9 protein-coding genes are annotated in these 21287 nt (G+C 75.0%); all 9 read left to right on the forward strand.

The genetic code is table 11. From position 1 onward, the window contains the following. Positions 1-82: 82 nt before the first annotated feature. The 9 genes from OG580_RS32445 to OG580_RS32485 all read left to right on the forward strand — a co-directional run bounded on the left by OG580_RS32445 (position 83) and on the right by OG580_RS32485 (position 21259). Positions 83-1123, forward strand: a complete 1041-nt coding sequence (locus OG580_RS32445) for a TauD/TfdA family dioxygenase (RefSeq protein ID WP_267047213.1) — start codon at positions 83-85, stop codon at positions 1121-1123. Between the two features lie 8 nt (positions 1124-1131). Next, positions 1132-3006, forward strand: coding sequence for a non-ribosomal peptide synthetase (locus OG580_RS32450; protein ID WP_267047214.1), 1875 nt, complete (start codon positions 1132-1134; stop codon positions 3004-3006). Between the two features lie 79 nt (positions 3007-3085). Next, on the forward strand, positions 3086-8917 hold the full coding sequence (locus OG580_RS32455; RefSeq protein WP_267047215.1) for a condensation domain-containing protein: 5832 nt from the start codon (positions 3086-3088) through the stop codon (positions 8915-8917). 501 nt (positions 8918-9418) lie between these two features. After that, complete coding sequence (locus OG580_RS32460) at positions 9419-16630, forward strand: non-ribosomal peptide synthetase (protein ID WP_267047216.1); 7212 nt, start codon at positions 9419-9421, stop codon at positions 16628-16630. Next, on the forward strand, positions 16627-16842 hold the full coding sequence (locus OG580_RS32465) for an MbtH family protein (protein WP_267047217.1): 216 nt from the start codon (positions 16627-16629) through the stop codon (positions 16840-16842). The genes OG580_RS32460 and OG580_RS32465 overlap by 4 nt, the downstream gene beginning before the upstream one ends. Positions 16843-17024: 182 nt before the next feature. Then, positions 17025-17435 (forward strand): cobalamin B12-binding domain-containing protein, encoded by a 411-nt coding sequence (locus OG580_RS32470; RefSeq protein WP_267047218.1) that lies wholly within the window; start codon positions 17025-17027, stop codon positions 17433-17435. Next, on the forward strand, positions 17432-18736 hold the full coding sequence (locus OG580_RS32475; protein WP_267047219.1) for a methylaspartate mutase: 1305 nt from the start codon (positions 17432-17434) through the stop codon (positions 18734-18736). Before OG580_RS32470 ends, OG580_RS32475 begins: the two co-directional genes overlap by 4 nt. Before the next feature lie 133 nt (positions 18737-18869). After that, positions 18870-19880 carry an asparagine synthetase A gene (locus OG580_RS32480; protein ID WP_267047220.1) on the forward strand — a complete coding sequence of 337 codons (1011 nt, stop codon included), beginning with the start codon at positions 18870-18872 and terminating at the stop codon, positions 19878-19880. After that, on the forward strand, positions 19877-21259 hold the full coding sequence (locus tag OG580_RS32485; RefSeq protein ID WP_267047221.1) for a glutamate synthase-related protein: 1383 nt from the start codon (positions 19877-19879) through the stop codon (positions 21257-21259). The genes OG580_RS32480 and OG580_RS32485 overlap by 4 nt, the downstream gene beginning before the upstream one ends. The last annotated feature ends 28 nt before the right edge of the window (positions 21260-21287 follow it).

Raw genomic sequence — 21287 nt, forward strand, 5'->3', positions numbered from 1 at the left:
AACTCCCCGTACGTCCGCGCCCGCTCGTACCCCGTGAAGCATCCGCACCCGCCCGTACCCCGTGAAGCAGAGGAACCCCGCCATGACCACCTTCGCCCCGAACCCGGCCACCGCCGAGGACGGCATCGCCGTCGTCCGTGAGCCCGGCAAGCCCGCCCTCGTCCAGGTCCCCCGCCACGAGACGATGGCCGAGGCCACCGCCTGGCTCACCGCCCGGCGCGCCGACATCCAGGCCGAACTGCACCGCTCCGGAGCCGTCATGCTCCGCGGACTCCCCGTCACCGACGCGGCGAGTTTCGCCGAGGCCCGTGACGCGTTGGTCGCGACCCGCGCCGGCTACAAGGAGAAGGCCACCCCGCGCACCGACTTCGGCGAGGGCGTCTTCTCCTCCACCGATCTGCCGGCCATCCAGCCGATCCGCCTCCACAACGAGAACAGCTACACCCTGGACTTCCCGGGCGTCCTGCTCTTCGGCTGCATCACCGCCCCCGAGACGGGCGGCGCCACCACCGTCGGTGACATGCGGCGCGCCCTCGCGCTCCTCCCGGAGGAACTCGTCGCCCGCTTCGCCGAGGCCGGCTGGCTCCTCGTCCGCAACTACTCCGACCTCGCGGGCATGCCCTGGCGCAAGGCGTTCTCCTCGGAGGAGCCGGCCGGTGCCGAGGCGTACTGCGACGAGCACGCCATCGGCTACGAGTGGCTCGACGAGGACACCCTGCGCACCCGCCAGCTCCGCTCCGCCGTCATCACCCACCCGGTGACCGGCGAGCGCGTCTGGTTCAACCACTTCGCCTTCTGGAGCGCCCGCAGCCTCGACGAGGACGTCCGCGAGGTCCTCACCGAGACCTTCGGCGCCGACGGCCTCCCCTTCGACACCCGCCTCGGCGACGGCACCGCCCTCACCGACGCCGAGGTCGACGCCATCAACGACGCCTACCAGGCCGTCACCGTCCGCGAGACCTGGCAGGACGGTGACCTGATGCTCGTCGACAACATCCTCTGCGCGCACGGCCGTGAGGCGTACACGGGCGCCCGCAAGATCCTCGTCGCCATGGGCGAGCCGGTGCCGCTCGCCGACTGCGCCCCGACCGTCTCCCCCTCCGCCACCCCGTACGGAATGTGAGCCCCGCCATGACCGCCGTCCTCCCCGAGCCCGCCACCCTCGCCGAGCCCTCCGCCGCCGTGACGCCCGCCCCGGCCGTCGGACCCGCCGACTGCTCCTGCGCCGCCTGCGCCACGGGCACCGGCCACGCCGACCTCCTCGCCCGACTCGCCACCGCCCCGGGCGGCCGTACGGCGGTGGTCGCCGCCGACCGCAGCCTCACCTTCGACGAGCTGCGCGCCGAGGCCGCCGCCGTCGCCGCCCGCCTCACCGCCCTCGGCGCCGGACCCGAGAGCGTCGTCGCGCTCTGCCTGCCGCGCGGCGCCGGGCTCGTCACCGCCCTCATCGGCACGCTCACCGCAGGCGCCGCCTATCTGCCGGTCGACCCGGCGCTCCCGGCCGACCGCCGCCGCTACCTCCTGGAGGACTCCGGCGCCGACCTGGTCGTCCTCGACGCCCCGGGCGAGTCCCCGGCACCGGGCGCCCGCTCCGTCACCCTCGCCGAGCTGACGGCGAACCCCACCGCCGACGCCCCCTACCGCCCGGCGCCCGTGAGCGCCGGCACCCTCGCCTACGTCATCTACACCTCCGGCTCCACCGGCCGCCCCAAGGGCGTCGAGATCGGCCGGGGCGCCGCCTCGCTGCTCCTCGCCGAACTGGAGGGTGTCGGCGCCGCCACCGGCGAGGCCCGCCGCGTCGGCTGGAACGCCTCCCCGTCCTTCGACGCCTCCGTGCAGCAGTGGGTACGGCTCTGCCGGGGCGACACCCTCGTCATGATCGACGAGGAGACCCGCCGCGACCCGTCCCTCCTGGCCGCCTTCATCGACGCACAGGGCCTCACCGACCTCGACATCACCCCCTCCCACGCCGACCCGCTGCTCGACCTGCTCACCCCCGACGGCGGCCCCCGTCCGCTGACCCTGCTCGTCGGCGGCGAGGCCATCAGCCCGGCCCTGTGGGACCGCCTGGCCGCCGCCCACGCCTCCGGCCTGCTGCGCGCCCTCAACGTGTACGGCCCGACCGAGACCACCGTCGACGCCACCGCCGGCTGGATCGACCGGCCCGGCCAGACGCACATCGGCACCGTCCTGCCCGGCCTGCGGATGCGCCTCCTCGACGAGAAGCTGACCCCGGTCGCCCCCGGCGAGGCGGGCGAGCTGTACCTCGCCGGACCGCGCGTGGCCCGCGGCTACCGCAACCGGCCCGTGCTCACGGCCGAGCGCTTCCTCGCCGACCCCGCCGCCGACTCCGACGACGGCGGCCGCATGTACCGCACCGGCGACCGCTGCCGCCTCCTCCCGGACGGCCGGCTCGTCTACCTCGGCCGCGCCGACGGCCAGATCAAGCTCCGCGGCCACCGCATCGAACTCCCCGAGATCGAGGCGGCGCTCACCCGCCAGGCCGGCGTCGCCGAAGCCGCCGTCATCCTCGGCGAGGACGCCTCGGGCAGCCCGGCCCTGATCGCCTACCACCGGGGCGGCGACCCCGAGGCCCTCCGCACCGGCCTCGCGGCCACCCTCCCCGCGTACATGCTGCCCGCGGCCCTCGTCCCGGTGGAGCGCTTCGCCACCACCCCCAGCGGCAAGCTCGACCGCTCCGTCCTGCCGCGCCGCGTCGAGGCGACCGCCGCCGCCCCGGAGGACATCTCCTCGGGCACCGGCCTGGAAGGCCGCGCCGAGGAGCTCATCGGCCGCGTGTGGAAGGAAGTCCTCGGCGCCGCCTCCATCGGCCCCGACGACAACTTCTTCAAGCTCGGCGGCCACTCCCTGCTCGCCATCAAGCTGGTCTCCCGGGTCCGCGCCGAACTCACCGTCGCCCTGCCGGTCAAGGCCGTCTACGCCAACCCCCGGCTGCGGGACCTCGCCGCCCGCATCGAGGAACTGACGGCCGCGCGGGACGCCTGATCGCCGGCCCGACCGGCGCACCCCGCCCTCCGCCACCGGCCCACCCCACCCGTTCCGCCATCCACGAGGAGCAGCAACCGTGATCCCCCTGTCCTATGCCCAGCGTCGGCTGTGGTTCATGAACCGCCTGGAGGGTTCCTCGGCGGCCTACAACGCCCCCGTGATCCTCCGGCTCGCCGGGCGGCCCGTGGCCTCGGTGGTCGAGGCGGCGCTGCGGGACGTGGCGGAGCGGCACGAGGTGCTGCGGACGGTGTATCCGGCCGTGGACGGGGAGCCGTACCAGGAGATCACGGCGGATCCGGTGGTGCCGGTGGAGGTCGTCGCCCTCGCGGCGGAGGACATCGACGCCCGGGTGACCGAGTTCGCCCGCCTCCCGATCGACATCACCCGCGAACTTCCCCTGCGTGTACGTCTCTTCGAGGTGGACGGCGACACCGGTGGCGACACCGGCGGCATCGGCGGCGAGACCGACAGCGCGGCGGGTGACGGAGGTGCCGTCCTGGCGCTGTCCGTGCACCACATCGCCACCGACGGCTGGTCCGTGGGCTTCCTCCTCCGCGACCTCGACACCGCCTACACGGCCCGCGCCGAGGGCCGGGCGCCGCAGTGGGAGCCGCTGCCGGTCCAGTACGCCGACTACGCCCTCTGGCAGCACGACATGCTCGGCGACCCCGCCGACCCCGACAGCACCGCCCACGAGCAGCTCGCCCACTGGCGCGACGCGCTGGCCGGCATCCCCGCCGAGACCCGGCTTCCCGCCGATCGCCCCCGCACGGCCGAACCGACCCACGCGGGCGCCGTGGTGACGGCGGAACTCGACGCCACCGTCCACCGGACGCTTGCCGGTGTCGCGAAGGAGCGGCGGGCCTCCTTCTTCATGGTCGTCCGGGCCGCGCTGGCGCTCGCGCTGCGGGCCGCCGGAGCCGGATCCGACCTCGTCGTCGGCACGCCCGTCGCGGGCCGCCCCGAGGAGGACCTGCACGAACTGGTCGGCTTCTTCGTCAACACGCTCGCCCTGCGCACCGACCTGTCCGGCGACCCCACCCTCGGCGAGCTGCTCGACCGGGTCCGGGACGCCGACCTCGCCGCCCTCGCCCACGAGGACCTGCCCTTCGACCTCCTGGTCGAGGACCTCAACCCCGAGCGTTCCCTCGGCCGTCACCCCTTCTTCCAGGTCATGGTCAGCGCCCAGACCCAGCAGGAGAAGGACCTGAGACTCGGCGGCATCCCCGCCACCCTCGTGGAAGCCGACCTGGCCACCGCCAAGTTCGACCTCAGCTTCCACTGCATGGAGCGGAGCGACGCCACCGGAGACCCCGGCGGGCTCACGCTCGTGCTCCAGTACGCCGTCGAGCGGTACGACGAGCCCACCGCCCACCTCCTCCTCGGCCTTCTCGGGCGCGCGCTCACCACGCTCGCCGAGCGGCCGGAGCGCACCCGGCTGAGCGACGTCGCCCTGCCGACGGAGGACGAGCGCACGGGACTCGACCGCCGCCACCAGGCCCTGGCCGACGCCGCCACCGCGGCACAGGCCAGGGCGGAGGCCGAAGCGGAGGCCGAGGCCCGCCGACTGCGGGGCGACGGCGGCCGGGCGAAGACCTCCGGTCCCCTGACCGCCGACCCCCGGGAGGAGATCCTGCGTGGTCTGTTCGCCGAGGTCCTGGGGCGGGACGAGGTCCTGGAGGGGGACAACTTCTTCAAGCTGGGCGGACATTCGCTGCTCGCGGGGAAGCTGACCAACCGGATCCGGGGTTCCCTCGGGCTCCAGGCCGCGATCAAGGACGTGTTCCTCGCGTCGACACCGGGGCAGTTGCTGCGCCGGCTCGTCGCGCAGGGCGGCGGTCCGGTCCGGCCCGCGCTCCGTCCCGTCCCGGAGGCCCTGCGTCCCGCCAGGATCCCGCTCTCCTACGCCCAGCGCCGGCTGTGGTTCATGAACCGCCTGGAGGGTTCCTCGGCGGCGTACAACGCGCCGGTCGTCCTCCGGCTCGCCGGGCGTCCGGTCGCCTCGGTGGTCGAGGCGGCGCTGCGGGACGTGGTGGAGCGGCACGAGGTGCTGCGGACGGTGTATCCGGCCGTGGACGGGGAGCCGTACCAGGAGATCACGGCGGATCCGGTGGTGCCGGTGGAGGTCGTCGCCCTCGCGGCGGAGGACATCGATACCCGGGTGACCGAGTTCGCGCGGATCCCGATCGACATCACCCGCGAACTCCCCTTGCGTGTACGTCTCTTCGAGAGCACGGATGAGAGCACGGATGAGAGCACCGACGGGAGCCGCGACGGGAGCCCCGACGGTAGTGCCGGCGTCGAAGGGATCGGCGGCACCGTCCTCGTGCTCTCCGTCCACCACATCGCCACCGACGGCTGGTCCATCGCCGGCCTCCTCGGCGACCTCGACACCGCGTACACCGCCCGTGCCGAGGGCCGGGCGCCGCGGTGGGAGCCGCTGCCGGTGCAGTACACCGACTACACCCTCTGGCAGCGCGAACTGCTCGACGGCGAACACGGCCTCAAGGCAGCGCAGTTGACGCACTGGCGCAAGGCGCTGGACGGCATCCCCGGCGAGACCCGGCTCCCCGCCGACCGGCCCAGGCCCACCGAGCCGAGCAACCAGGGCGCCGTCGTCACGGGCGAGCTGGACGCCACCGTCCACCGGGCTCTGGCCGGTGTCGCGAAGGAGCAGCGGGCCACCTTCTTCATGGTCGTCCGGGCCGCGCTGGCGCTCGCGCTGCGGGCCGCCGGTGCCGGATCCGACCTCGTCGTCGGCACGCCCGTCGCCGGGCGGTCGGAGGAGGCGCTCCACGACCTCGTCGGCTTCTTCGTCAACACGCTCGCCCTGCGCACCGACCTGTCCGGCGACCCCAGCCTCGCCGAGCTGGTCCGTCGGGTCCGGGACGCCGACCTCGCCGCCTTCGCCCACGACGACCTGCCCTTCGACGTCCTGGTCGAGGACCTCAACCCCGAGCGCACGCTCGGCCGTCACCCCGTCTTCCAGGTCATGGTCAGCGCCCAGGACGCCGAGGGCGACAGCGCGGTCACCCTCGGCCCGATCCAGGGCACGCTCGACGGCGCCGACCTCGGCAGTGCCAAGTTCGACCTCGCCTTCCACTGCGCCGGCACCCAGGGCGCCGACGGCGAAGCCGGACCGCTGCTCATCGGGCTCCAGTACGCCACCGACCTCTACGACGAGACCACCGCCCGGCTCCTGCTCGGGCTCTTCCACCGAGCCCTCGCCGCCCTCGCCCGGGAGGACGGTGACACGCCGCTGAGCGTGGTGCCGTGGGCGACCGACGAGGAGCACCGGGCTCTCGAAGCCCGCCACGAGGCACTCGCCCGTACGGCGGCCACCGCGCCCCCGGCGGGCGACCGGCAGCGGGGGAGCGGCGCCGGTACGGCGTCCGCCGACCCCCGGGAGGAGATCCTGCGTGGTCTGTTCGCCGAGGTCCTGGGGCGGGACGAGGTCCTGGAGGGGGACAACTTCTTCAAGCTGGGCGGACATTCGCTGCTCGCGGGGAAGCTGACCAACCGGATCCGGGGTGCCCTCGGGCTCCAGGCCGCGATCAAGGACGTGTTCCTCGCGCCGTCGCCGGGGCAGTTGCTGCGCCGGCTGGACGCGCAGGGCGGCGGTCCCGTCCGGCCCGCGCTCCGTCCCGTCCCGGACGCCCTGCGCCCCGCCAGGATCCCGCTCTCCTACGCCCAGCGCCGTCTGTGGTTCGTCAACCGGCTCGAAGGGCCCTCCGCCACCTACAACATTCCCGTCGTCACCCGCCTGCGGCGCCCCGTCGAGCCCGCCCGACTCGCCGCCGCCCTCGCCGACGTCGCCGCGCGCCACGAGGTGCTCCGCACCGTCTACCGGGCGGCCGACGGCGAGCCGTACCAGCTGGTGCTCGACGACGCCCGTCCCGTACTCGACCGGATCCTGGCCACCGGAGAAGCGGAGGTGCAGTCGGCCGTCGACACCGCCGTCGGGCACGTCTTCGACCTCGCCGCCGAACTCCCCTTCCGCGCCACGCTCGTCACCGGCGACGACGGGCAGCAGACCCTGGTGCTGCTGACCCATCACATCGCCGGGGACGGCTGGTCCACGCCCTGCCTGCTCGCCGACCTCGACACCGCCTACCACGCCCGCGCCGAGGGCCGTGCCCCCGAGTGGGAGCCGCTGCCCGTCCAGTACACCGACTACACGCTCTGGCAACGCGACCTCCTCGACGGCGCACACGGCCTCGCCGAGACCCAGCTCGCCCACTGGCGCACCGCCCTCGCCGGGCTGCCGCCGCTCATCGCGCTCCCCACCGACCGGCCCCGCCCCCTGGAGAGCGACGGCTCCGGCGCCCTCACCGGCTTCGAGGTCTCCGCCGCCACCCACCGGGCCCTGCTCCGCTGCGCCCGCGCCCAGGGCGCCACCCTCTTCATGGTGGTCCAGGCCGCCCTCGCCGCGTTCCTCGGCCGCCACGGCGCCGGGACCGACGTGGCCCTCGGCACCACCGTCGCCGGACGCGCCGACGACGCCCTCCACCCGCTCGTCGGCTTCTTCGTCAACACGCTGGTGCTGCGCACCGACACCTCCGGCGATCCCGCCTTCGCCGAGCTGGTCCGGCGGGTCCGCGAGGCCGGGCTCGCCGCGTACAGCAACCAGGACCTGCCCTTCGACCGGCTCGTCGAGGACCTGAGCCCGCAGCGGTCCGCCGCGCACGCGCCGCTGGTGCAGGTCATGCTCCAGGTCCACGCCGCCGCCCTCCCGGCGGGTCCGGCCAGTTCGTCCGGGGCGTCGGGTGCGTCCCGCCCGTCGGCCCTGGAAGGCGAGCCGGTCGGCTTCCGGGGGACCGGCGCCAAGAGCGACCTCACCTTCGCGCTGACCGAGCGCGCCGACGCCGACGGCACACCCGCCGGACTCGCCGGCGCCCTGGAGTACGCCACCGCCCTCTACGACGAGGAGACCGCCCGGCTCCTGGCCCGGCGACTCGTCGAGACGCTCGACGCCTTCGCCGCCGACCCCGGACTCGCGCTCTCCGCGCCGGAGTACGACGCGCCGGAGCACGACAGGCCGGAGCACGGCACGCCCGCCCCGCTCGGGGCCGGGACCGTCCTCGACGAGCGGGGCCGCCGGGCGCCGGTGCGGGTGCCGGGGGAGGTGTACGAGCCGAACCCCGGCGGGGGGCTGCGGGCCACCGGCCGGAGGGCGTACGCCACCGCCGACGGCTCTCTCCGTACGGTCGCGACCCTCACCGTCGCCGGCTACCCGGTCGAGCCCGGCCGCGTGGAGGACGTCCTCCTCGGCCACCCGGCCGTGGCCGGCGCCGTCGTGGAGGTCCGCGACGACCGCCTGTACGCCACCGTCACCCGGGCCGCCGGTGCGCGCGCCGCCGGGGAGGAGCTGCGCGACTGGGCCGCCGAGCGGCTGCCCGAGTACCTCGCACCGGCCCGGATCGAGATCGCCGGCCACCCGTCCGCCGGCCACCCGTCCGCCGGCCACCCGGCCTCCGAGCGCCCTGGATCCGGCGCCGGGGGCCCGGCAGCTGCCGCACCGGAGGCGGCCCCCGACGCGGATGCCGCCGCCGACGGGCGGGAGGAGACGCTGCTCGGGCTCTTCCGGGACGTGCTCGGCGGGCGGCCGCTCGGCAGGCACGACAACTTCTTCAAGAACGGAGGGCACTCGCTCCTCGCGGTCCGCCTCCTCAACCGCATCCGCGGCGAGTTCGGGCAGGACCTCACCCTCAGGGACGTCTTCCGCAACCCCACGGCCGCCTCCCTCGCCCGCCGCCTCGCCGCCACCGCGACCGACGCGACCCCGTCCCGCCCGGACCCGAAGGACCCCACGTCCCCGAAGCCCCCCGTACCGACCCCGGGCCGTCCGGTCCCGGCCGCCCCCGCCCTCAAGCGCCGCACCCGAGCCGGCAGCCGCCAGGCCCGCTGACCCCACGGCCCACAAGGCCCGTCGTCCACCCCCGGCCGCACCAGGCCACCCACCCGTCCTGGACCCACAAGGCCCGGCGACACCGGGGCCCATGAGGCCCGCCGTCCACCCCCGGCCGCACCAGGCCGCTCACCGGTCCCGGGCCCACAAGGCCCGGCGACACAGGGGCCCACAAGGCCCGCCGTCCACCCCCAGCCGTACGAGGCACTCACTGGTCCCGGACCCACAAGGCCCGCTGCCCCCCGGCCCACGAGGCCCGTCGTCCACCCCCGGCCGCACCAGGCCACCCACCCGTCCTGGACCCACAAGGCCCGGCGACACCCGGGTCCACCCACCTGTGGCATCCCCGCGCACCGGCAGCTCCGGGCGGCACTTCTGCCGCCCGGAGCTGCCGCGTCTACTGCCCCGGGGCCGCCCGGGGCGCACCTAGCGTGGACGGCACGGAGGCGAGAGGAACCGTTCGCCCCGGTCTCTCGGCCCCAGTCACCGGAGGAAGCCAGCATGGCCCCCAGCAGAGCGGAAGACCTGCTCGACGGCGGACCCTCTCCCGCCCCCGCCCCGCCCGTGATCGACCTGATCGCCCGGCAGGAGCGGACCCGCCCCGAAGCGGTCGCCCTCGTCCACGCCGACGCGCGGCTGACGTACGCCGAGCTCGGCGCCGCCGTCCGCGAGCGGGCCGCCCTGCTCGCCGCCGACGGGGCCGAGCCCGGCCGGCTCGTCGCCCTGCACCGGCCGCGCGGCATCGACGCGATCGTCGGCCTGCTCGCCGTCCTCGCCACCGGCGCCGCCTACCTGCCGCTCGACGTCCAGGCGCCCGACGCCCGCAACGCGGCCATCCTCGACGACGCCTGCGGCGCGGCCGCGCCCGCCCCGTCCGAGGTGGCCCGCCACGGCGAACTGGTCCTCGGCGGACCCGGCACCGACGCCGGCGCCGCGTACGTCATCTACACGTCCGGCTCCACCGGTGTCCCCAACGGCGTCGTCGTCGCCCATGACTCCCTCGCCCACTTCATCGCCGGCGCCACCCCCGCCTACGGCATCGACGCCGACTCGGTCGTCCTCCAGTTCAGTCCGCTGCACTTCGACGCCAGTGTCCAGGAGGTCTTCGCGACCCTCGGCGCGGGCGGCACCCTCGTCCTGCGTACCGACGACATGCTCGACGTCGCCGAGCTCCTCGCCGGATGCGCCCGGCACGGCGTCACCCTGCTCGACCTGCCCGCCGCCTACTGGCACGAGCTGGTCTACGTCCTCACCACCGGTTCCGTCCGCCTCCCGGACTGCCTGCGGACCGTGATCATCTACGGCGAGGCCGCCCTGCCCGAGCGGATCGGCCAGTGGCGCGGCATCGTCGGTGACTCCGTACGGCTGCTCAACGCGTACGGGCCGACCGAGACGACCGTCGTCGCCACCGTCGCCGACCTCACCCGGCACGAGGCAGGACCGGTGCCGATCGGGCGCCCGCTGCCCGGCGTGCGGGCCGCGATCGTCGGCGGCGAGCTGTGGCTCCTCGGCGGCGGCCTCACCCGGGGCTATCTGCACCGGCCCGAGCTGAACGCCCGCCGCTTCACCGAGCTCGACGGTGAACGCGCCTACCGCACCGGCGACCTCGTCACCCTCGGCGAGGACCGGCAGATCCTCTACCACGGGCGCCTCGACGACGAGGTGAAGATCGGCGGCCAGCGCATCGACCCCGCCGCCGTCGACTCCGTCCTCGCCGGACACCCCGCCGTCCGGGAGGCCGCGGTCGTCGCCCAGCAGGACGCCGACGGCGTCAAGCGGCTCGTCGCCTTCGTCGTCACCGACGGCGGCACCGGCGCCGAGGAACTGCGCACCCACGTGCGGGAGCGGATGCCCGCCGCGGCCGTCCCCACCGTCTCCGTCGTCGTCGCCCTGCCCCGCACCAGCTCCGGCAAGATCAACCGCAAGGTGCTGCGGACCACCGACCCCCGGCTGCCCGTCGTCCACGAGGAGCCGCTGCCCGCCGAGGACCGGGTCCCGCTCTCGCACGCCCAGCGACGCCTGTGGCTGCTCGACCAGTTCGACGGGCCGTCCGGCGCCTACAACATGCCGATCGTCCTGCATCTGGACACGGCTCCCGACCGGGCCGCGCTCGCCGCCGCCGTCGCGGACCTCACCGAACGGCACGAGGTGCTCCGTACCGTCTTCCTCGCCCCCGAGGACGAGCCGTACCAGCACATCCTCGCCCCTGCCGCCGTCAGGCTCCGCACGGTCGACGCCCCCTCGGCGGAACTCCCGGGCCTGATCGCCCGGTTCACCGCCGAGACCTTCGACCTCTCCCGCGAACTGCCGCTGCGCGTCGCTTTGTTCCTCCCCGAGGACGGAACCGGCGGGGCCGTTCTCGCGGTGCTGCTCCACCACGTGGCCGGGGACGGCTGGTCGCTCACCCCACTGATGACCGACCTCGCCCGCGCCTATACGGCCCGCGCCGAGGGCCGTGCCCCCGAGTGGGAACCGCTGCCCGTCCAGTACGCCGACTACACCCTCTGGCAGCACGACGTCCTCGGTGACGCCGACGACCCGGACTCCGTCCTCGCCCAGGGCCTCGCCCACTGGCGCGTCGCCCTCGCCGGACAGCCCGCCGTCACCGCCCTGCCGCTCGACCGGCCCCGGCCCGCCGTCCGCGACCACGCGGGCGCCATGCTGGAGACCGCCCTCGACGCGGACGTCCACGCCCGCCTCGTCCACCTCGCCGAAGAGCACGACGCCAGCCTCCTCATGGTCCTCCAGGCCGCCCTCGGACTGGCCCTGCGCGCCACCGGAGCGGGCGACGCCGTCGCCCTCGGCACCCCCGTCGCCGGCCGGGACGACGAGGCCCTCGACGAGCTCGTCGGCTTCTTCGTCAACACCCTCGTCCTGCCCACGGACACCTCGGGCGACCCCGCCTTCACCACGCTCCTCGACCGCGTCCGCGACACCGACCTGGGAGCCTTCGCCCACCAGCGGATGCCCTTCGACCTGCTCGTCGAACACCTCAACCCGCCCCGGCACCCCGGCGTCCACCCCCTCTTCCAGGTGATGCTCACCCTGCGCGCCACCGGACCCGACCAGGGCGCCTTCCCGTTCGGCCCGGTCACCGGCCGGTTCGCCGAGGAGGACGGCCCAGCCACCACCAAGTTCGACCTCACCGCCGCCTGCGTCGACACCCGCGACGCCGACGGAGCCCCCGCCGGACTCCGGCTCGGCCTGGAGTACGCCCGGGACGTCTTCGCCGACGAGCAGGTGCCCCGGATCCTGCTCACCGCCCTCGAACGCGCCCTGCGCACCGCCGCCGACGACGCCGGCACCGCGGTACGGGACGAGGCCCTCGTTCCCGCCGACGACCGCCGCGCCCTCGACGAGCGCCGCGCCCGCTCGGCCGACACCGAGACACCCGCCGAGACCGCCGAGACCGGCGAGGACGTCGACAGCGAGCTCGTCGACACCCTGTGCGCGATGTTCGCCGAGGTCCTCGGGCTCGACCAGGTCGGCCCGCGCGAGGGCTTCTTCACCATCGGCGGGCACTCCATGAGCGGCGTCCGCCTCGCCAACCGCCTCCGCGCCCGCCTCGGCGCGGACATCCAGGTCCGCGACCTGCTCCTCGCCCCCACCCCCGAGGCCCTGGCCCGCCGCATCGCCGCCGCCACCGCCGACGGCGCCCCGGCCGCCCCCGCCAGGCCCCGGCCCGCCCCGCGCGCCGACCGGCCCGACCGCGTCCCCCTCTCCTACGCCCAGCGCAGGCTCTGGTTCATCGACACCCTCGAAGGCCCCAGCGCCTCCTACAACATCCCGCTCGTCCTGCACCCCGCCGAGCCCCTCGACCCCACCGTGCTCGCCGACGCCCTCGCCGACGTGTCCGACCGGCACGAGGTGCTCCGCACCCGCTACCGCGCCGTCGACGGCGAACCCCACCAGGAGATCCTGACCGGCGTCCGACCCGCCCTCGACCACCGCACCGTCCCCGCCGACCGGCTCGCCGACGCCGTCGCCGAGGCCGCGGGACACGTCTTCGACCTCGCCGAGGAGACCCCGCTGCGGGCCGCGCTCCTCAGCCCCGGGGACGGTGCCGCCGAGGGGCACGGGCAGGTACTCGTCCTGCTCGTCCACCACATCGCCGCCGACGGCTGGTCCACCGGACCGCTCCTCGCCGACCTGGCCGGCGCCTACCGGGCCCGCGCCGAGGACCACGCCCCCGGCTGGGAGCCGCTGCCCGTCCAGTACGCCGACTACACCCTCTGGCAGCACGACCTCCTCGAAGGCCCCGGGGCCGACGCCCACCGCGACCACTGGCGCACCACCCTCGCCGGAGCCCCCTCCGCCCTCGAACTGCCCGCCGCCCGCCCCCGGCCCGCCGAGGCGAGCCACCGGGGCGACCGCGCCCCCGTCACCGTCGACGCCGCCACCCACGAGGCGCTGGAGAACCTCGCCCGCGACAGCGGCGCCACCCTCTTCATGGTTCTCCAGGCCGCCCTCGCCGCCGTCCTCACCCGGCACGGAGCGGGCACCGACCTGCCGCTCGCCACCATGACCGCCGGCCGCGACGACGAACTCCTCGGCGGACTCGTCGGCTTCTTCGTCAACACCCTCGTGCTGCGCACCGACACCTCCGGCGATCCCGCCTTCACCGAGCTGCTCGACCGCGTCCGGCGCACCGACCTGGCCGCCTACGCCCACCAGGAACTCCCCTTCGACCGGGTCGTCGAGGACCTCAACCCGGTCCGCACCACCGCCCACCACCCGCTCGCGCAGATCGTCGTCCAGCTCCACCACGACTACACGCGGGGCGTCCCCGGCGCGGACACCGCCGCGCGCCTCTTCCGCGAGGACGGGCCCGGTCTCCTCACCACCGTCACCACCAAGTTCGACCTCACCTTCGCCCTCGACGAGCGGCGCGACGCGGACGGCCGGCCCGCCGGTCTCGTCGGCGGACTGGAGTACGCCACCGACCTGTTCGACGCGTCCACCGCCGCCCTGCTCGCCGCCCACCTGGAGCGGGCCCTGCGCTCCGCCGCCGCCGACCCCGGCGTACGGATCGGGGAACTGCCCCTGCTCACCGACGCCGACCGCTTCCGGCTCGTCGCCGACTACAACGACACGGCCACCGTCCTGCCCGAAACCGGCACCGTCCACGGGCTGATCGCCCGCCGTGCCGCCCGCACCCCTGACGCGCCCGCCCTCCTCACCGACGACGAGACCCTCACCTACGCCGGTCTCGACGCCCGCGCCGACGCGCTCGCCGCCCGGCTGGGCGCCGCCGGAGTCCGGCGCGGCGACACCGTCGGCGTCCTGCTGGCCCGGGGCGTCCCGCTGGTGGTGACCGCCCTCGCGGCCCTCAAGTCCGGCGCCGCCTACCTGCCGCTCGACCCCCGGCTGCCCGAGGCGCGGATCCGGCTGATGCTGGAGGACGCCGGGGCCCGCCTCGTCGCCACCGACGGCGACCACACCCCGCCGGAGGGCACGCCCGTGCTGCGCGTCGACGCGGCGGGCGGGGAGAGCGTCCCGGAGGGTGGCGCGGACACCGCGGACACCGCGGACACCGCGGACACCGCGACCTCCGAGGCCTCCGAGGCCTCCGAGGCCTCCGAGGCCTCCGAGGACGACCTCATGTACGTGATGTTCACCTCCGGGTCCACCGGCCGGCCCAAGGGCGTCGGCGTCACCCACCGCAACGTCGTCGAACTCGCCGCCGACCGCGACCTCTCCCTCGGCCAGGACCGGCGCATGCTCGTCCACTCCGCGACCGGCTTCGACGCCTCCGTCTTCGAGATCTGGGCCCCGCTCCTCGGCGGTGGCAGCCTCGTCCTGCTGACCGGCGACGGCACCGACCTCGACGAGACCGCCCGCGCCGTCCGCCGCCACGGCGTCACCACCGCCTACTTCACCGTCGGCCTCTTCCACGTCATGGCCGACGAGGGACTCGACACCCTCCGCCTGCTGCGCGAGGTGTGGACCGGTGGCGACGTGGCCTCCCCGGCCGCCGTCCAGCGGGTCCTCACGCACTGCCCGGACACCGTCCTCGTGCACTCCTACGGCCCCACCGAGACCACCTTCGCCTCCCACAACCAGTGGTTCACCACGAAGCCCGGCGAGCGACGCGTCCTGCGCGGGGCCGGACTCCACCTCGGGCGGCCCATGGACAACACCCGCAGCCACGTCCTCGACGAGCACCTCCGCCCCGTCCCGCCCGGCGTCCCCGGCGAGCTGTACATCGCGGGCGGACACGTCGCGCGGGGCTACGTCGGCCGCTCCGGCCTCACCGCCGAACGGTTCGTCCCCGACCCCTTCGAGGGCGACGGCAGCCGCATGTACCGCACTGGCGACCGCGTGCTGTGGACCCCCGAAGGCGAACTCCGCTTCCTCGGACGGGCCGACGGACAGATCAAGCTCCGGGGCGTGCGCATCGAGCCCGGCGAGGTCGAGCGGGTGCTCGCCGCCCACCCGGCGGTCGGCCAGGTCCTCGCCGTCGTCCGCGAGGACCGGCCCGGCGACAAGAGCCTCGTCGGATACGTGGTCCCCCGCGCGGGCGACGCCGTCACCGAGGCCGAACTCCTCGCCGAGGCCCGCGCCCTGCTCCCCGAACACCTGGTGCCGTCGGCGGTCGTCGTCCTCGACTCCCTGCCGCTCACCGTCAACGGCAAGCCCGACCGGGCCGCCCTGCCCGCCCCGCACCGGCCCGCCGCCGACCCCGGCGGCCGCGCCCCGCGCAACGCCCGCGAGGAGGTCCTCTGCGCGCTCTTCGCCGAGATCCTCGACGTCCCCGAAGTCGGCATCGACGACAACTTCTTCACCCTCGGCGGGCACTCCCTGCTCGGCGTCCGCCTCGTCAACCGGATGCGCGGCGTCCTCGGCGTCGAGCGCTCGGTCCGCGACCTCTTCCGTTCGCCCACCCCTGCCGGGCTCCTCGGCTCGCACGAGGACTCGGTCGCGGGTGGCGGCGACGCCTCCGCCCTCGGGGTGCTGCTCCCGCTCAGCACCCGGGGCACCCGCCGCCCGCTCTTCTGTGTCCACCCCGGCACCGGCGTCGGCTGGGCCTACGCCGGCCTCGCCCGGCACCTCGGCGACGACCAGCCGCTCTACGCCCTCCAGGCCCGCTCGCTCAGCGACCCCGGCCACCGGCCCGGCAGCGTCGAGGAGATGGCCGACGCCTACCTGGAGCGGATCCGCCGCATCCAGCCCTGGGGCCCCTACCGCCTGCTCGGCTGGTCCTTCGGCGGGATCGTCGCGCACACCGTCGCCGTACGGCTCCGGGAGGCGGGGGAGCGGGTCGAACTCCTCGCGCTCATGGACGTCCACCAGACCGGACCCGGCAGCGTCTCCGTGCTGCCGCCCGAGGAGCGCGCCGCCGCCGAGCCGTCCGCCGGCCTCGCCGAGGCGATGGAGCGGATCCGCCGCGAGGACCCCGTCCTCGCCGGCTTCACCGCCTCCGAACTCCGCGCCGTGCTCCGCGCCTCCGAGACCCACGCCGGTCTCATGGCCCGGCACGTCCCCGGCGTCGCCGACACCGACCTCCTGTTCCTCACCGCCCGCAGGCCGGCCGAGCCGGAAGGCGCCCTCGCCGCCACCTGGATTCCCTTCACCGAAGGAATCATCGAGAACCACACCATCGAATGCGGACATCTCCAGATGGCCGAACCGGAACCACTCGCACACATCGGAAGCATTCTTGCGGAGAAGCTCTCCGCCCTCCAGAAGAAGGAAATGAGGACTCAGTCATGAGCGATTCCATCAACCCGTTCGACAACGCCGAGGGCAGCTTCCACGTCGTCGTCAACGACGAGGGCCAGCACTCCCTGTGGCCGTCCTTCGCCGCCCTTCCGGCCGGCTGGACCAGCGTCTGGGGCCCTGGCGAGCGGGGCGAAGCGCTGGAGTTCATCACGGTGAGCTGGACCGACATCCGCCCGCGCAGCCTCGTCGCCCAGTACGCCTGACCCCACCCGAGCACGCCCCGAAGGCGCCGCGCCCCGCATCCACAGCGGGGCGCGGCGCCTTTTCCATGCCTTTCCGTCGTGCCTTGCCGTTCCTTTCCGTTCCTTTCCCGAAGGGAAAGTGCCGGTCGTTGCTGCCGCTCGGACTTCCCCTTCCGGAGCTGCCGGAAAATTACTCTTCAGACATGAAGATTCTCTTGAGCGGAACCGCCTCGGATTCCCATACGTGGAATCTCGTGTACCTCCGGCTCTTCCTGGAGGAGCACGGCCACGAGGTCGTCGGTCTCGGCCCCTGCGTCGACGCCGAACTGCTCGCCGAGGCCTGCCTGCGGCACGCCCCCGACGCGGTGGTGCTCAGCAGCGTCAACGGGCACGGCTACCGCGACGGCCTGGACGCCGTCCGCGCGCTCCGCGCCGAACCCGCCCTCGTCGCACTGCCCGTGGTGCTCGGCGGCAAGCTCGGTGTCGTCGGTGGCCGCCAGGACGAGGAGGTCCGGCGCCTCCTGGACGCCGGCTGCGACGCCGTCCTCGGCGACGACCTCGACGCCCTGCGCACGTTCCTCGCCGCCAGAGCCCGCAGGGAGGTCCCGGCGTGACCGCCGCCACCGGCCCCTCCGACGCGGGCTTCGGGGCCTTCGTCGCCGCCGCTGCCTCCGCCGGCCGGCTCGTCGTCCAGCCCCGCATGGGCTTCGGCGACCCGGACCTCATGCGGACCGGCCTCGCCCGCACCCGCGCGGCCACCGCCCACACCGTCGGCACCCTCACCGTCGACAGCTACACCCGCGTCGGCGCCCTCGCGGCCGCCCGCGCCGCCGTCGCCGACGGCACCCGCCTCAACGGCTACCCCATCGCCGCCCACTCCCCGGACACCACCGGCGCCGTCCTCGCCGGACTGCGCGGACCCGACTTCCCCGTCCAGGTCCGGCACGGCTCCGCCCGCCCCGAGGCCATCGTCCGCGCCCTCACCGCCGTCGGCCTCGACGCCACCGAGGGCGGCCCCGTCTCGTACTGCCTGCCCTACGGCCGTACCCCGCTACGGGAGTCCGTCGCCGCCTGGGTCCGCGCCTGCGAACTCCTCGCCGAACGCAGCACGGCCACCCCGCACCTGGAGAGTTTCGGCGGCTGCCTCCTCGGCCAGCTCTGCCCGCCCGGCCTGCTCGTCGCCATGAGCGTCCTGGAGTGCCTCTTCTTCGTCCAGCACGGGCTGCGCAGCGTCTCCCTCAGCTACGCCCAGCAGACCGACGCCACCCAGGACGAGGAGGCGCTGCGGGCCCTGCACCGGCTCGCCGCCGAGTTCCTCCCCGCCGGCGTCGAGCACCACGTCGTCCTCTACACGTACATGGGCGTCTACCCCCGCACCGAGAGCGGAGCCCTCCGGCTCCTTGAGGCGTCCGCCCGCCTCGCCGTCCGCTCCGGAGCCGCGCGCCTCATCGTCAAGACCGCCGCCGAGGCCCACCGGATCCCCACCGTCGACGAGAACGTCCGCGCCCTGGAGATCGCGGCCGCCGCCGCCGCGCTCGCGGGCGGCCCGTCCTCGGGCATCGCGCCCGAGGACGGCGAGATCTACCAGGAGGCCCGCACCCTCGTCGAGACCGTCCTCGGCCTCCACCCCGACCTCGCCCGCGCCCTGCCCGCCGCCTTCGCCCGGGGCCTGCTCGACGTGCCCTTCTGCCTCCACCCCGACAACGCCGGACGCTCCCTCGGCTTCATCGACCCCTCGGGGCGCCTCCGCTGGGCCCGCACCGGCGCCATGCCCCTGCGCCCCGACACCGGCGCGGACGCGAGCCCGTTCACCTCGGCCGGACTGCTCACCGCGCTCCATGACGTCGCCGACCGGTACGACCACGACCCCGCCGACCGCTGCGACGGCCCGGCCGCGACCCCGCTGACCGTCTGACCCGCCTCGACTCCGCCCGATCGTCCGACTCGCCTCGACTCCGCCCGATCGTCCGACCCGCCTCGACTCCGCCCGACCGTGTGGCCCGACCGCCCGCACCCCGCCCCTCCCGTACGAGATCAGGAGCCCCGCCATGGACCAGCCCGCACCCTCCTCCGCCGCCGCCCCGGCCACCCCGCCCCCGCTCGGCGAGCACCTGCGCTCGCCCGAGCTGCGGGCCGCCATGCTCGTCCAGCAGGAGGCCCTCCAGGGCGCCCGCGACTACCTGCGCGGCCAGGGCTTCACCGAGCTGCTCCCGCCGCTCGTCGGACCCGTCACCGACCCGGGCGGCCGCGGCGCCAAGGCCCTGGACGTCGACTACTACGGGCACCCGTACAAGCTCATGACCAGCGCCATCCTCTACAAGCAGGCGTCCTTGCGCGGCTTCCCCCGGCTCTTCTACATCGCCCCCAACGTCCGCGTGGAGCCCGAGGAGACCGCCACCACCGGCCGACACCTGGTCGAGTTCCACCAGATCGACGTCGAGATCGCCGACGCGGGCCGTGAGGAGGCCCAGGAGATCGCCGCCGGGCTCCTCACCCACGTCACCGAGCACGTCTGGTCCACCGTCCCCGAGATCCTCACCGGACTCGGCCGTATGGAGGCCGACTTCGCGGACATCCGTGCCGGGAAGTACGACGTGCGCACGCACGAGGAGGCCGTGGCCCGGCTGTTGTCCCTCGGTCACCCGCAGAACCCCGACGGCGAGATCGACTGGGCCGGCGAGCGCATCCTCTCCCTGGAGAGCGACCGCCCCTTCTTCGTCGACGACTACCCCAAGGGCTCGCGCGGCTTCTACGACCGCGAGGACCCGGAACGCCCCGGCGTGCTCCGCAACTTCGACCTGATCGCCCCGCACGGTTACGGCGAGCTGGTCTCCGGCAGCGAGCGCGAGGCCGACTACGCCACCCTCGTCACCCGGATGCGGGAGAGCGGCGAGAACCCCGCCAAGTACGCCTGGTACCTGAAGGAGGCCCGCGAGGGCATCCCGTCCAGCGCCGGCTTCGGCATGGGCCTCCAGCGCCTGGTCCGCTTCCTCACCGGCTTCGACGCCCTCTGGCAGGTCAGCGCCTACCCGAAGCTCCCCGGTGTGGTGACCCCGTGACGATGACCATCCCCGCCGCCCCCGCGGAGCCGATGAACGGCTCCGCCTCGTCCGCCCCGCTCGTCCCGTCCGTCCCGCTCACGGCCTCGATCCCTTCCACCCCTTCCGCTCCTTCCGCTCCGTCCGTCCCGTCCGGGCTCTCCGCCCCCGGCTTCCCCGAGGAGCAGGTGCGGGCCCGGGCCAGGACCGGATCCGCCGCTGTCTTCCCGGACCCCGCCACCTACGGCGCCCGGCTCTTCGGCCCGGCCGCCGCCCACGGCGGGGACGCCCTGGACCGCACGCGGATCGTCCCGCCCGTCTTCATGCCGGAGCGCCTGGAGAAGCTCATCGACCTCGCCCGGGAGCCCGAGTTCGGCGACGTCGACCTCACCGCCCGAGTCGGAGGATTCACCGCCCGGCTGCCCCTCTACCTCTCCGCCTTCGGCTCCACCCGGGCCGGCAGCGGCGACCTCGCCGTCCACGCGAGCCGCCAGGCCGCCCGCCTCGGCATCCCGATGGTCATCGGCGAGAACATGGTCCCCGTCCACGGCTACCGCAAGGCCGGCGACGCGACCCGCTCCGCCCTGCGCGCCCGCGTCGAGGCCTACCTGGAGGCCGCGCCCGACGGGGCCGGCGGCATCGTCGTCCAGCAGTCCACCGAGGACGCCGACTCCGAGGTGTGGAACCTCCTCTACAGCGACCCCGCCTTCCGCCCCCTCCTGGAGACCGGCCGCCTCGCCTTCGAGCTGAAGACCGGCCAGGGCGCCAAGCCCGGCCTCGGCGGCATGACCGTCGTCGGCCGCGCCGAGGCCGAGCAGCTCGCCCGCCGCTTCACGGTCCGTGAGGTCTTCGGCGAGGACGCCCCGCAGCTGCTCCGTTGCGCGACCCCCGGCACCTTCACCGAGGAGATCCTCCGCCAGCAGCTCCGGTTCATGCGCAACAACTTCCCCAAGGCCCGCACCTGGGTGAAGTTCCACCCCGGCCGCGACATCGCGCGGGCCGCCCGCACCGCCTGGGCCGCCGGAGCCGACGCCGTCACCGTCGACGGCGCCGAGGGCGGTACCGGCTGGGCACCTGGAGTCTTCCTGGACCAGGTCGGACTGCCCCTCGCCGAGTGCCTGCGCCGGATCGGCCCCTCCGAGGGCTGCCTCCTCGCCACCGGCGGCGTCTGGGAGGGCGGCCGGGCCGTCCGGGCCCTCGCCCTCGGGGCCACCGCCGTCGGCCTCGGCCGCGCAGCCCTCGTCGCCGTCGACGAGGACCCCGAGCACGGCCTGGAGCGCCTCGTCGAGGCCCTCGCCCTCGAACTCCGGCTGCTCATCAGCGCTCTCGGCAAGTACGCGCCCGCCGCCCTGGCCCCGGACGACCTCTGGGACCCGGCCCAGGGAGGGGTCCCGTGTTGAGGCCGCCCCGGCGCGGAGCGTCCCGCAC

It is taken from the genome of Streptomyces sp. NBC_00094 (assembly GCF_026343125.1).
GTDB lineage: Bacteria > Actinomycetota > Actinomycetes > Streptomycetales > Streptomycetaceae > Streptomyces.

What these genes read in the sequence shown, in the direction of transcription:
- OG580_RS32445 (WP_267047213.1), top strand. Translation starts at nt 83, where the DNA reads ATGACCACCTTCGCCCCGAACCCGGCCACCGCCGAGGACGGCATCGCC.
- OG580_RS32450 (WP_267047214.1), top strand. Translation starts at nt 1,132, where the DNA reads ATGACCGCCGTCCTCCCCGAGCCCGCCACCCTCGCCGAGCCCTCCGCC.
- OG580_RS32460 (WP_267047216.1), top strand. Translation starts at nt 9,419, where the DNA reads ATGGCCCCCAGCAGAGCGGAAGACCTGCTCGACGGCGGACCCTCTCCC.
- OG580_RS32465 (WP_267047217.1), top strand. Translation starts at nt 16,627, where the DNA reads ATGAGCGATTCCATCAACCCGTTCGACAACGCCGAGGGCAGCTTCCAC.
- OG580_RS32470 (WP_267047218.1), top strand. Translation starts at nt 17,025, where the DNA reads ATGAAGATTCTCTTGAGCGGAACCGCCTCGGATTCCCATACGTGGAAT.
- OG580_RS32480 (WP_267047220.1), top strand. Translation starts at nt 18,870, where the DNA reads ATGGACCAGCCCGCACCCTCCTCCGCCGCCGCCCCGGCCACCCCGCCC.